The 12,295-nt window shown below is 70.1% G+C and carries 10 protein-coding genes; 7 read left to right on the forward strand and 3 right to left on the reverse strand.

Annotation, left to right across the window (positions count from 1 at the left end; all coding sequences use genetic code 11):
* Positions 1–170: 170 nt before the first annotated feature.
* The gene (locus E0L36_RS03495; RefSeq protein WP_180927364.1) at positions 171–830 is read right to left on the reverse strand and encodes a TetR family transcriptional regulator; all 660 of its coding nucleotides are present in this window, start codon (positions 828–830) and stop codon (positions 171–173) included.
* A 112-nt stretch (positions 831–942) separates the two neighbouring features.
* Here E0L36_RS03495 and E0L36_RS03500 point away from each other — a divergent pair, with 112 nt between their 5' ends.
* Positions 943–2,565 carry an MFS transporter gene (locus tag E0L36_RS03500; protein ID WP_180927365.1) on the forward strand — a complete coding sequence of 541 codons (1,623 nt, stop codon included), beginning with the start codon at positions 943–945 and terminating at the stop codon, positions 2,563–2,565.
* Positions 2,566–2,837: 272 nt separating this feature from the next.
* Here the strand turns inward: E0L36_RS03500 and E0L36_RS03505 are convergent, their stop codons facing one another.
* The gene (locus E0L36_RS03505; protein ID WP_180928568.1) at positions 2,838–4,373 is read right to left on the reverse strand and encodes an FAD-dependent monooxygenase; all 1,536 of its coding nucleotides are present in this window, start codon (positions 4,371–4,373) and stop codon (positions 2,838–2,840) included.
* A gap of 71 nt (positions 4,374–4,444) precedes the next feature.
* Here E0L36_RS03505 and E0L36_RS03510 point away from each other — a divergent pair, with 71 nt between their 5' ends.
* Positions 4,445–5,143: a TetR/AcrR family transcriptional regulator gene (locus tag E0L36_RS03510; RefSeq protein WP_308416618.1), complete on the forward strand. Its 699-nt coding sequence runs from the start codon at positions 4,445–4,447 to the stop codon at positions 5,141–5,143.
* A gap of 576 nt (positions 5,144–5,719) precedes the next feature.
* Positions 5,720–6,094 (forward strand): peptidase inhibitor family I36 protein, encoded by a 375-nt coding sequence (locus E0L36_RS27385; RefSeq protein ID WP_374705504.1) that lies wholly within the window; start codon positions 5,720–5,722, stop codon positions 6,092–6,094.
* A 99-nt stretch (positions 6,095–6,193) separates the two neighbouring features.
* On the opposite strand, the gene aceE is transcribed toward E0L36_RS27385, so the two are convergent.
* Entirely contained in the window at positions 6,194–8,941 is a 2,748-nt protein-coding gene (gene aceE, locus E0L36_RS03520) for a pyruvate dehydrogenase (acetyl-transferring), homodimeric type (protein WP_180927367.1), read from the reverse strand.
* A gap of 455 nt (positions 8,942–9,396) precedes the next feature.
* Between aceE and E0L36_RS03525 the strand changes: the two genes are divergently transcribed.
* The 4 genes from E0L36_RS03525 (at position 9,397) to E0L36_RS03540 (ending at position 12,256) form a co-directional block, all read left to right on the forward strand.
* On the forward strand, positions 9,397–9,831 hold the full coding sequence (locus tag E0L36_RS03525) for a DUF3052 domain-containing protein (protein ID WP_180927368.1): 435 nt from the start codon (positions 9,397–9,399) through the stop codon (positions 9,829–9,831).
* 366 nt (positions 9,832–10,197) lie between these two features.
* Positions 10,198–10,656, forward strand: coding sequence for a peroxiredoxin (locus E0L36_RS03530; protein ID WP_180927369.1), 459 nt, complete (start codon positions 10,198–10,200; stop codon positions 10,654–10,656).
* Positions 10,657–10,809: 153 nt separating this feature from the next.
* Positions 10,810–11,385 carry a TerD family protein gene (locus E0L36_RS03535; protein WP_180927370.1) on the forward strand — a complete coding sequence of 192 codons (576 nt, stop codon included), beginning with the start codon at positions 10,810–10,812 and terminating at the stop codon, positions 11,383–11,385.
* A gap of 295 nt (positions 11,386–11,680) precedes the next feature.
* Complete coding sequence (locus E0L36_RS03540) at positions 11,681–12,256, forward strand: TerD family protein (RefSeq protein ID WP_180927371.1); 576 nt, start codon at positions 11,681–11,683, stop codon at positions 12,254–12,256.
* The last annotated feature ends 39 nt before the right edge of the window (positions 12,257–12,295 follow it).

The following is a 12,295-nucleotide window of genomic DNA, read 5'->3' on the forward strand; positions in this document are numbered from 1 at the left end:
TGTCGGTGCCGCCGGAGGACTGTTCCGGCTGGTCAGCGGGGCGCGGCCGCCGGTTGTCACCCGGGGTGACGGTCCGCGAACCACCCCCGATCCGGCGTCCGTTCGGAGGCTGCCGCACCCTCCCGGCGCACTCTTCGGCGCACCCGCCGTCGCTCGCGGGGGAGGGGCGTTCAGCCCGCGTGCGGGCCCGGGAGCCGAGCCGCTCCACGCTCCGACCAGGACCCCTGGAGCGCGGGGAACAACTGGTCCACGTACCGGGCGGTGAGTCCGTGGGCCGCGGCCAGCGAGCTGTCGCTGCCGCTCCCCCAGTGGCGTCCGGCGGCACGCAGCACCCCGGAGAAGGCGGCGGCCAGCGCGCGGGGCCGCAGATCCTCGTCGAGGTCCACGCCCTCCCGGCGGGCGAGCGCGGCGGCCAGGCGCTCCTCGGTGGTGAAGGAGGCGCGTAGCTGGGCCGCGAGCAGCGCCGGGGTGGTCTCGATGACCTGCCACATCCGCATGTAGAGGTTGAGTGAGACGATCTCCCCGACCGTCTCGCCCATCTCCGGCCAGGTCGCGTCCAGCGCGTTCCGCAGCGCCTGGGCTGGGAACTCCTCCGGGGGCCGGGCGATCACCGCGTCGAGGTAGGCGCGGTCGACGGCGGACTGGGGCGCGAGGGCGACCTCCTCCTTGCTGCCGAAGTACCGGAAGAAGGTGCGCTGGGAGACGTCCACCGCCTCGGAGATCTCGTCGATGGTCGTGGTGTCGTACCCCTGCGTGACGAAGAGCTCGATGGCCGCCCGGATCAGGGCGCCGTGCGTGCGCTGCTTCTTCCGTTCACGCAGTCCGGTCACTGGTGGTTACTCCTTGGCTCGGGTGAGGGCCCACGGCGGGTGTGGTTCTGTCGTTTACCCGCGAAGGAAATTTTTTGTCAACTGTCAGTGGCTGCCAATAAGCTCCCGCTCCATGAGTTCCGACACCACCCCCGCCGCGAAGAGTGCGCCGGATCCATCCGACCCACCACCCGACGCGGAGATACCCGGCCCCCGCGGGGGGCTGCGCGGTCACCCGTGGCTGACCCTCGTCACCGTGGCCTTCGGGGTCGCGATGGTCGCTCTCGACGGCACCATCGTCGCCATCGCCAACCCCGCCATCCGCGAGGACCTCAACGCCTCGCTCGCCGACGTGCAGTGGATAACCAACGGTTACCTCATCGCCCTCGCCGTCTCGCTGATCACCGCGGGCAAGCTCGGTGACCGCTTCGGGCACCGGCAGACGTTCCTCAGCGGCGTCGTCGGCTTCGCCCTCTCCTCCGCCGCGATCGGCTTCGTCGACGACATCGCGCTCGTCATCGCCTTCCGGGTGCTCCAGGGACTGTGCGGCGCCCTGCTGATGCCCGCCGCCCTCGGTCTGCTCCGGGCGACCTTCCCCGCCGAGAAGCTGAACTCCGCGCTCGGCATCTGGGGCGCCGTCATCGGCGCCTCCACCGCCGCCGGGCCGATCGTCGGCGGGTTCCTGGTCGAGCACTACAACTGGGAATCGGTCTTTTTCATCAACGTCCCTGTCGGGGCGCTCGCACTGGGGATGGGGCTCGCCATCCTCCGCGACCACCTCCCGGCGGAGGCCCCCCGGTCCTTCGACATCCCCGGCATCCTGCTGCTCTCCACCGCGATGTTCTGCCTGATCTGGGCGATCATCAAGGCACCGGAGTGGCAGTGGGGCGACCAGCGGACGCTGCTGTTCCTCGGCGGCTCCATCCTCGCCTTCGTGTTCTTCGTCCTCTGGGAACGGCGGGCCGCGGAACCGCTGTTGCCGCTGAGCATGTTCCGCTCCATCCCGCTCGCCGCCGGGACCGTGCTCATGGTGCTGATGGCCTTCGGCTTCATCGGCGGGATCTTCTTCGTCACCTTCTTCCTCCAGAACGTCAACGGGCTGAGCCCCGTGGACAGTGGCCTCCGGCTGCTTCCCCTGACCGCGATGATGATCGTCGCCTCACCGCTGGCCGGTACCGTCATCACCCGGATCGGGCCGCGCGTTCCGCTCGTCAGCGCCATGCTCATCGCCGGTGTCGCGCTGTTCGGGCTCTCCACGCTCGACAAGGACAGCGGCGCCGCCGTCACCTCGTTCTGGTTCGCGGTCCTCGGGCTCGGTCTCGCCCCCGTGATGGTCGGCGCGACCGAGGTCATCGTCGGCAACGCCCCCCTGCGGCACGCAGGTGTCGCCGGCGGTCTCCAGCAGGCCGCGATGCAGGTCGGCGGCAGTCTCGGCACCGCCGTGCTGGGCGCGGTGATGGCCGGACGGGTCAACCGCGAGTTCGACGAGCGGTGGTCGGACGCCGGTCTCGACCCCCTGCCCCCGCAGCGTGAGGAGCAGCTCAAGGGGCTGGCCGAACTCGGCGTCGCCCCGGAGTGGTCCAAGGAGATCCCGCAGGCCATCGCCCAGAAGATGACCGGGGTGGTGCACGGTTCGTTCATCTCCGGCATGAGCCTGGCCTTCGTCTGCGCGGGCGGCATCGCCCTGGCGGCCGCGTGCGTCGCCCTCCTCACCAAGCGCGGCAGCAACGACAGCGGGCCCTCGGTGCACGTCTGACCCCACGCACCGCCGCCCCGGCCCGAGGTGTCCGCCGCACCCGCGACGGGTGCCCGGGCCGCGGAGCGGGGACGGTCCGGACGTCGAGCCCGAGCCCGGCTGGGTCCCGGGACGCGGTGTCCGGGGCGGACCCGCGCCCGTCAGCCGGGCCGCTCCCACGGTTCCGCATGTGAACGCCAGCTCCGCTCGGATCCCTGCCGCCGGGCGAACTCCCGTCCGGTGGCGGAGCGTTGGCGCCGGGGAGCGCCCCGTGGCCGGGCGCCGCCGTGGCGTCAGTGGACGCCGAACCAGCGTATGAGGGCGGCCTTCAGGTCGCCGGGGTCCGCGCCCGCCCAGGCGACACATCCGTCCGGCCGGATCAGCAGCGCGGGTGCCGGGGCCTCCTCGGCGGTCGCGGGGACGTAGCGCACCCGCGCCGCCGATCCGGTCCAGGGCTCCGCGACGGCGGCGAGGTCCGGCCCACCGGTGAGGTCGAGCAGCAACGGCCGGGCGTCACGCAGGAGTTCCGCGAGACGCAGTGACCTTCCGCCTGCCCTCAGATCGAGCGGCGGCACGAACCAGCCGGTGGGCGCGGCCGGTTCCTCCTCACCCATGTCGTACCGGACGTCGGCGCCCGCCATCAGGTCGGCGATCAGCCGCGTACCGTCCGGGCTGGCCAGCAGCTCCCCGACGAGCCCCCGGACCGCGGTGATGTCCTCGCCGGGGCTGGTCAGCGCCGAACCGGCGCGGGTGTGCAGGAGGACGCGCTCCCCGCTCGCGTGCCGTTCGCGGTGGTAGCTGTCGAGCAGGCCCTCCGGGGCCCAGCCCTGGAGCGTGGCCGCGAGCTTCCACGCGAGGTTGGCCACGTCGTGCAGGGCGGTGTTGAGCGTCGGCCCGTGACTCACGTGCGCCGCGTCCCCCGCGATCAGGATCGGGCCCGCGCGGTAGCGGTCCGCCAGCCGGAAGTTCCGCCCACGCAGACGGCGCAGCAATGTGGGCGCGCCCTCGGGCGGCGGTGTCAGGGGAAGACGCGCCCCCAGGACCCGTTCGACGCTCTCCTCCATCTCGGCCAGCGTCATAGGGGCGTCCCGCGCCGGGCCCCCGTCCGCCGGATCGCCCTCCCACTCGGCGGTGTTGACCAGCGGCCGCTCCGGGTCGTGCGCGAGCAGGGTGAAGACGCCCCGCTCGGTCCGGTGGAACATCGCCGGGATCTCACCGAGATCCTCGACCTCGACCCGCCCGCCCGGCCGGAGGTGGAGGTGCTCGCTCGGCCCGATCAGCGCCGTCCGGTCCACGACGCCGTCATCGCTGCCGCCGGGGAAGGAGATCCCCGCCGCCTTCCGCACGAGGCTCCGCGCGCCGTCGCAGCCAACGAGGTACCGGGCGGTGAGGGTCTGCTCGCCGCCGTCCGGCCCGCGCGCCGTGACGCTCACCCGGTCCTCCCCCTGGTGCAGGGAGAGCGCCTCCCAGCCGCGCCGGACCTCCGCGCCGAGTTCCGCGGCGCGCTCGCCCAACACCCGTTCGAGGTCCCGCTGTTGGACCGGCAGGAGATACATCGGATTCGCCGCCCCCAGCGCTCCCAGGGGCAGCGGCAGTCCGCCGAAGAACAGCCCGGGGGCGGGCTCCGGAACTCCCCGGCCTCCGCAGCGCTCGAAGAGCCCCCGGTGGTCCAGCAGCCGCACGACCTGTCCGGCGAGGCCGTGCGCCTTGTCCGACGGATCCGGCTCCGGCAGGCGTTCCAGCACCAGGGGCCGAATTCCCGCCAGCCGCAACTCGCAGGCGAGGAAGAGCCCGGCGGGTCCACCGCCGACGACGAGGACGTCGAACATCACGGCCGCTCCTTAAGGTGCACGTGTGTATCTAACGCCGACACCGTAGAGCGCCGCGTTAAGATACACAAGTGAATCCAGAGCCCGAACGGAACGCGGACGAGCCCGAGACGACGGACGCACCGGTGGGCGGTGACGCCCCGCGTGGCCAGCCCCACACCGGCACCCCCCGCGTGGGCGCTCCCTCCCGACGGCGCGGCCCCGAGCTGGAAGGCGCGATCCTCGACGCCGCGTGGAACGTGCTGGTCGAACGCGGCTACCCCGGCTTCACCTACGAGGCGGTCGCCACCCGCGCCAGGACCAGCCGCCCCGTGCTCTACCGCCGCTGGCCACACCGGGACGACCTGCTGCTGGCCACCCTCGCCGAGAAGTGGCAGCCAATCCCGGTGCCGGACACCGGCACCCTCCGGGAGGACGCGGTCGGCTTCCTGCGCGCCGCCAACGCCCTCCGCGCCCACATGACCACGCTGATCAGCGTGCAGCTGATGGACCACTTCCGGGACTCCGGCACCAGCTTCAGCGAACTGCGCGACGCCCTGCGCGCACCGGGCCAGGCCACGGCCTTCGAGCAGATCGTCGCGCGAGCCGTCGCGCGGGGTGAACTGCCGGACGCCCCCCGCTCCGCCCGTGTGGTGAACATGCCGCTCGACCTGCTCCGCCACGACATGCTGATGACGGCGCACGCGGTACCGGACGCCTCGGTCGTCGAGATAGTGGACGAGATGTGGCTGCCCCTCCTGCGCTCCACTGACGCGGACCACCCCGCCTGACCGGCGGTCACCGGCGGCGGGTGGGCCGAGCCCCCCGTGGCGACGTTCCGGCCGCACGCGGATCCCCGCCCCCCGGAACTCCACGGCACGGCCCCGCACCACACGGCACTTCCCAGAACCGCGCGGCGCTTCCCCGCCCCGCCCCTCCCCGGCATGTCACAGAGCCGCGAGCCCCCCGGCTGGCCTGTGCCAGATCCGCGCTCAACTCCGCCTTCTGCCGGTGCTGATGGGCCGGTCAGCCGCCCGCTCGCTCGACCACTCGGCTGGGTACTGGGCTGCTCCTATCTCCCTACCGACGGGTTGTGGATAACCCGGCCATACCTCCTGGTGAAGCCCGTCGGCATTCCTTGGAACCGCATCGGGCGGCGGACAAGCTGGTCAGCAAGAGGGGCGCGCCGCGTCCCGCACTCACGGGGAGTGATCAGCATGTCAACGCCTGCCTCAGCACTGACCGTTCAGCGGGAAACCGCCGTCCGCCGCCGGATCTCCACCCCCGGTTGGGCCCCCGCTCCGGACTCGGTCCCCGCTCCGGTGCGTGCCGCCCGCCCGCTCGGTGCCGCCGTCGTCACCCGCGCGCTGGCGCGCGTAGCCGGGCTCCTCGCGCTCTCCGCGCTGGCCGTCCTGCTCACGCCGGTTCCGGCCGCCGCCGCTTCCGCCACGTCCGCGTCCCGACTCGGCCCATGCGCACAGGGCACCCTCTGTCTGTGGGGGAAGTCGGAGTTTCGAGGCGCCCGGCAGTCCTTCGAACTCAGCGACGTAGACATCGAGAGCTGCGTCCCGCTGCCCGCCGGAACCAGCGCCGTCGCCGTCGCCAACCGCACCGGCCGTCCGGTGACGCTCTACCAGAGCGCGGAGTGTGCCGAGACCGGTGAGTTGGTCACCCACCCCTCCGGCAGCTGGACGCCGGAAAGCCCGTACCGGGCAAGGGCGTTCAAGATCTGGGAGAACTGACAGATGTCTCCCGTTCTCCGGCCCGGAACACGACGCCGCCCCCGGCTAGGGGCCGGGGGCGGCGTATCCATCCAAGGGTGGTGCTGGCGTTCCGGTGGTTCAGGCGTCGCCTCCGGCGGCGCCCGGGTCCGCCGCCGCCACGTCGAGCAGCTGGTAGCGATCCACCGCCTGCTTGAGCAGCGAACGGTCGACCTTCCCCTCCTTGGCGAGTTCGGTCAGCACCGCCACCACGATCGACTGCGCGTCGATGTGGAAGAACCGGCGGGCCGCGCCTCGGGTGTCGGCGAAACCGAAGCCGTCCGTGCCGAGCGACTGGAAGCTCCCGGGTACCCAGCGCGCGATCTGGTCCGGTACGGCCCGCATCCAGTCCGAGACGGCCACCTTCGGCCCCTCCACACCCTGGAGCTTCCTGGTGACGTACGGCACCTGCTGCTCCTCCTCGGGGTGCAGCAGGTTGTGCTCCTCCACCTCGACGGCGTCGCGCCGCAGTTCGTTCCAGGAGGTCGCGGACCACACATCCGCCCGCACCCCCCAGTCCTCGGCGAGGAGTCGCTGGGCCTCCAGCGCCCACGGCACCGCGACGCCGGAAGCCAGGATCTGCGCGGGATGCGTGCCCTGGTCGGCCTCGCGGTAGCGGTAGAGCCCCTTGAGAATGCCCTCGGTGTCCACGTCCTCCGGTTCGGCGGGCTGGAGGATCGGCTCGTTGTAGACGGTCAGGTAGTAGAAGACGTCCTCGCCCCGCGGGTGCTCCGGGCTCGACCCGTACATCCGGCGCAAACCGTCCCGCACGATGTGGGCGATCTCGAAGCCGAACGCCGGGTCGTAGGCCACCGCCGCCGGGTTGGTGGAGGCCAGCAACTGCGAGTGACCGTCAGCGTGCTGGAGCCCCTCGCCGGTGAGCGTGGTCCGTCCCGCGGTCGCGCCGAGCACGAACCCCCGGGACAACTGGTCGGCCATCTGCCAGAACTGGTCGCCGGTCCGCTGGAACCCGAACATCGAGTAGAAGACGTAGATCGGAATCAGCGGCTCACCGTGGGTGGCGTAGGCCGAGCCCGCGGCGATCGTGGCGGCCGTGCAGCCCGCCTCGGAGATACCGTCGTGCAGCATCTGACCGGTCGGCGATTCCTTGTAGGCCAGCAGCAGTTCACGGTCGACGGACTCGTAGGTCTGGCCCAGCGGGTTGTAGATCTTGGCCGAGGGAAAGAAGGAGTCCATCCCGAAGGTGCGGTACTCGTCCGGGGCGATCGGCACGAACCGCTTGCCGATCTCCTTGTCCCGCATCAGGTCCTTCAGCAGCCGGACGAAGGCCATCGTCGTGGCGATCGGCTGCTGACCCGACCCCTTCCGCACGGCGGCGTAAGCCTTCTCGTCCGGCAGCTTCAGCGGCTGCGCGCGTACCACCCGCGTCGGCACGTACCCGCCCAGCTCCCGCCGGCGGTCGTGCATGTACTGAATCTCCTCCGAGTCCTTGCCCGGGTGGTAGTAGGGAGGCAGCCCCGACTCCAACTCGCTGTCCGGGATGGGGAGATGGAGCCGGTCACGGAAGCCCTTGAGGTCGTCGACCGTCAGCTTCTTCATCTGGTGCGTGGCGTTCCGGCCCTCGAAGTTCGGGCCCAGGGTCCACCCCTTGATGGTCTGCGCCAGGATGACCGTGGGCTGCCCCGAGTGTTCCTTGGCAGCCTTGTACGCCGCGTAGACCTTCCGGTGGTCGTGACCGCCGCGCCCCAGGTGCAGGAGCTGGTCGTCGGTCATTCCCTCGATCATGGCCCGCAGTCGCTGGTCCCCGCCGAAGAAGTGCTCGCGGATATAGGTGCCGCTCTCCGTCGCGTAGGTCTGGAACTGCCCGTCCGGCGTGGTGTTGAGCTTGTTGACCAGCACGCCGTCCCGGTCCTGCGCCAGCAGCGGGTCCCAGGAGCGGTCCCACACCAGCTTGATGACGTTCCATCCGGCGCCCCGGAAGTACGACTCCAGCTCCTGGATGACCTTGCCGTTGCCGCGCACCGGGCCATCGAGCCGCTGGAGGTTGCAGTTGATGACGAAGGTGAGGTTGTCCAGTCCCTCGCGGGCGGCGAGCGACAGCTGACCGAGCGACTCCGGCTCGTCCATCTCGCCGTCACCGAGGAACGCCCACACATGGGAACCGGAGGTGTCGGCGATCCCCCGGGCCTCCATGTAACGGTTCATCCGGGCCTGGTAGATCGCCGCGATGGGCCCGAGCCCCATGGAGACGGTGGGGAACTCCCAGAAGTCCGGCATGGATCGGGGGTGCGGGTAGCTGGAGAGGCCGTTCGCGCCCTGGCTCTTCTCCTGCCGGAAGCCGTCGAGTTGCGCCTCGCTCAGCCGGTCGAGCAGGTAGGCGCGGGCATAGATACCGGGGGAGGCGTGGCCCTGGAAGAAGATCTGGTCGCCGCCGTCTCCCGCGTCCTTGCCCCGGAAGAAGTGGTTGAAGCCGACATCGTAGAGCGAGGCGGAGGAGGCGAAGGTGGCGATGTGCCCACCCACCCCGATCCCCGGTCGCTGCGCGCGCGAGACCATCACCGCCGCGTTCCAGCGGGTGGCGTTCAGGACCTTGCGTTCGATGTCCTCGTTGCCGGGGAAGAAGGGCTCATCCCGGGTGGCGATGGTGTTCACATAGTCCGTGCTGCGCATTTCCGGCACGGCGACGCGCTGCTCGCGGGCGCGCTCGATGAGCCGGAGCATGAGATAGCGGGCGCGTTCCCGGCCTCGCTCGTCGACGGCCGCGTCGAGCGAGTCAAGCCATTCCTGGGTCTCTTCGGGGTCGAAGTCCGGGACCTGGCTGGGAAGGCCGCCAATGATGATCGGATTGCGATCGGATCCGGAAGCCACGCTGTTCCTTCGCTGTGTCTGGGCTTGCTCTGGGGTTCTCTACGGCGTTGACGCCGCCTCCATCGTGTACCGCTGCCGCACGTACGTCATCTCTACCGATAGGTAACCGGGGCGCGCACCGGATGACCCGGAGCGGGGCTCGGGGCAGTAATGCGGCCAAATCGTCACCTTACGTTCGCCCCGGACGTCCGTGCGGTCACGGGTCGCGCCGCGTTCGGTGGAGGGGCTTCCGGGGGCGCCTCCCCGGCTCCAGTCGGGGCAAACCCGGCGCATCGCCAGGGGGCCGCTGTGGTGGTACGACCTGTACGTCAGGCATTGTGGGGGGAGACGTCAACGTTTGGGCGGGATCCAGGGCCGGGTACTTGCGTGATCGGTCCCGCCCGTGTGGACTACCGCCAATGCCCCGCCTGCGCGGGGCGCACCTCATATTCCAGACACATGACAGGAGGCAATCCGTGAGCGCGACCGCGGACCACGCGGAGGAGCGGACCAACCCTGCCGCCAGGCTGGGTTTCCAGCCCGATCAGGTGGTCCAGGAGATCGGCTACGACGACGATGTCGACCAGGAGCTCCGTGAGGCCATCGAAGAGATCACTGGCCAGGAGCTCGTCGACGAGGATTACGGCGATGTGGCCGACGCCGTGGTGCTGTGGTTCCGCGAGGACGACGGAGACCTGACGGACGTGCTGGTGGACGCCACCACCATGATCGATGAGGGTGCCCCGGTCTGGCTTCTGACCCCCAAAACCGGCCGTGACGGCTATGTCGAACCGAGTGAGATCGGCGAGGCCGCACAGACCGCGGGGCTGTCCCAGACGAAGAGCTTCAACGCGGCGAAGGACTGGACCGGCAGTCGGCTGGTCACCCCGAAAGCGTCTGGCAAGCGCTGAGGTCCCTCGGCGCTACGGAGCCCGAGACATCGAACCCCCGCCGGGTCAGCCCGGCGGGGGTTCGACGTGCCGGGGAGGGTGCGGCCCCGGCGTCGGGGGGCGTGCTCCAGACCATCGTGGGTTGCCGGAGCGTGGGCTGCCGGGCCGTGGGGGGCCGGTGGGGTCGCCGGTGTGGCGAGCGCGACGGGGCGGTGTGGGTGGTGGGGATGCGCGCGGGCGGTCGAGGTGCCGCCGCGACGCCGGGCCGCCGGGGCCGGGGAGGTCCCGGGGCGTGGACAGGTGGCGGGGAATGGGGACTCCCGGCCCGAGTGCGCTGGGCACGGCCTAGGGTGGAGCCACTTGGCCACTCAGTGAAGGGAATTCGTCATGGCGATCGACGCCGGCACCCCAGCGCCCGACTTCACGCTGAAGAACCAGCACGGCGAGGCCGTGCGGTTGTCTGATTTCAAGGGGCAGAAGAACGTCGTGCTGCTCTTCTACCCCTTCGCGTTCACCGGGGTGTGCACGGGCGAGCTGTGCGCGCTCCGTGACGAGCTGCCCACGTTCGTCAACGACGACGTGCAGCTGCTCGCGGTCTCCAATGACTCGCCGTTCTCCCTCCGGGTCTTCGGTGAGCAGGAGGGGCTGGAGTACCCGCTGCTCTCCGACTTCTGGCCGCACGGCGAGGTGTCCCGCGCCTACGGCGTCTTCGACGAGGAGAAGGGCTGCGCCGTGCGCGGCACCTTCGTCATCGACAAGGAGGGCGTGGTGCGCTGGAACGTGGTGAACGGGCTGCCGGACGCCCGTGACCTCAATGACTACGTCAAGGCCCTCGGTTCGCTCTGATATGGCAGGCCCGGCCGTGCCGCCGGAGTTCCGGTGGGTCGCGGGGGCTGTGTGAGCTGGGAACCGCTCACTAGTATCCAATCGTTGATCTGACGGCATCCGCAGTACGGGGGCACAGAGTGGTCCTCGCGAACAACCAACTCAGGAGGACTCGTGGGAGTCAGCCTCAGCAAGGGCGGCAACGTCTCGCTGACCAAGGAAGCTCCGAACCTGACCGCCGTACTGGTCGGTCTGGGCTGGGACGCCCGCACCACCACGGGGAGCGACTTCGACCTCGACGCCAGCGCGCTGCTGACGAACTCCGAGGGCAAGGTCGCCTCCGACCAGAACTTCGTGTTCTTCAACAACCTCAAGAGCCCGGACGGCTCCGTCGAGCACACCGGTGACAACCTCACCGGTGAGGGCGACGGCGACGACGAAGCGATCAAGGTGAACCTCGTCGGCGTCCCCGCGGACGTCGAGAAGATCGTCTTCCCGGTCTCGATCTACGAGGCGGAGACCCGGCAGCAGAGCTTCGGGCAGGTCCGTAACGCCTACATCCGCGTGGTCAACCAGGCGGACAACAACGAACTGGCGCGTTATGACCTCACGGAGGACGCGTCGACGGAGACCGCGATGGTCTTCGGTGAGCTGTACCGGCACGGCGCGGAGTGGAAGTTCCGCGCGATCGGTCAGGGGTACGCCTCGGGGCTGCGTGGTATCGCGCAGGACTTCGGCGTCAACGTCTGATCCGGGCTCGGCGGGCACCAGCGCCGCAGACTTCCCGTGCAGGAGGTGTGCGGCGCTCGGTGCTGCGGGGCCCCGGTGTAGCGGACCGTGGTGACGCCGTGCGCCACGGTTCGCGTCGTTCGCGCTGTGGATGCCGGGTATGACGGTCACCCCGTGCGCGCTGTGTACGGGGTCAGCGCGGACCACCGCGGCTCGTCACGGCTCATCGCGGTTCGTCGGGCGGTTCGCCGCGCGCACCGCGGCTGACAGTGCTCACCACAGTTCGTGCACCGCTACCGGGGAGAGGAAGGGAACCATGGGCATCACGCTCGCCAAGGGGGGAAATGTCTCCCTCTCGAAGGCCGCGCCGAATCTGACCCAGGTCCAGATCGGTCTTGGCTGGAAGGCCCGTGCCACCACCGGGGCTGACTTCGATCTCGACGCCAGTGCCTTGCTCTGCGCCCGGGGCAAGGTGCTGGGTGACGATTTCTTCATCTTCTACAACAACCTCAAGAGCCCCGAGGGCTCCGTCGAGCACACCGGTGACGAACTGGTCGGCGGTACCGGTGGGGATGACGAGACGGTGCTGGTCGATCTCTCCCTGGTGCCGTCCCATGTGGACAAGATCGTGTTTCCTGTCTCGATCTATGACGCGGACGTGCGGAACCAGACCTTCGGGCAGGTCACGGACGCCTATATCCGGGTGATAAACCGGGCGGACGGTAATGAACTAGCGCGGTACGACCTCAGTGAGGACGCGTCGACCGAGACCGCGATGATCTTCGGTGAGCTCTACCGTTATGGCGGGGAGTGGAAGTTCCGTGCGGTAGGCCAGGGGTACGCGTCAGGGCTGCGCGGCATCGCCCTAGACTTCGGGGTCAACGTTGTGTAAAGACAACCCCCCCGTCAGTCGTAGATCGGATTGGGTAGC

This window comes from Streptomyces sp. AJS327 (assembly GCF_013450295.1).
Classification (GTDB): domain Bacteria; phylum Actinomycetota; class Actinomycetes; order Streptomycetales; family Streptomycetaceae; genus Streptomyces.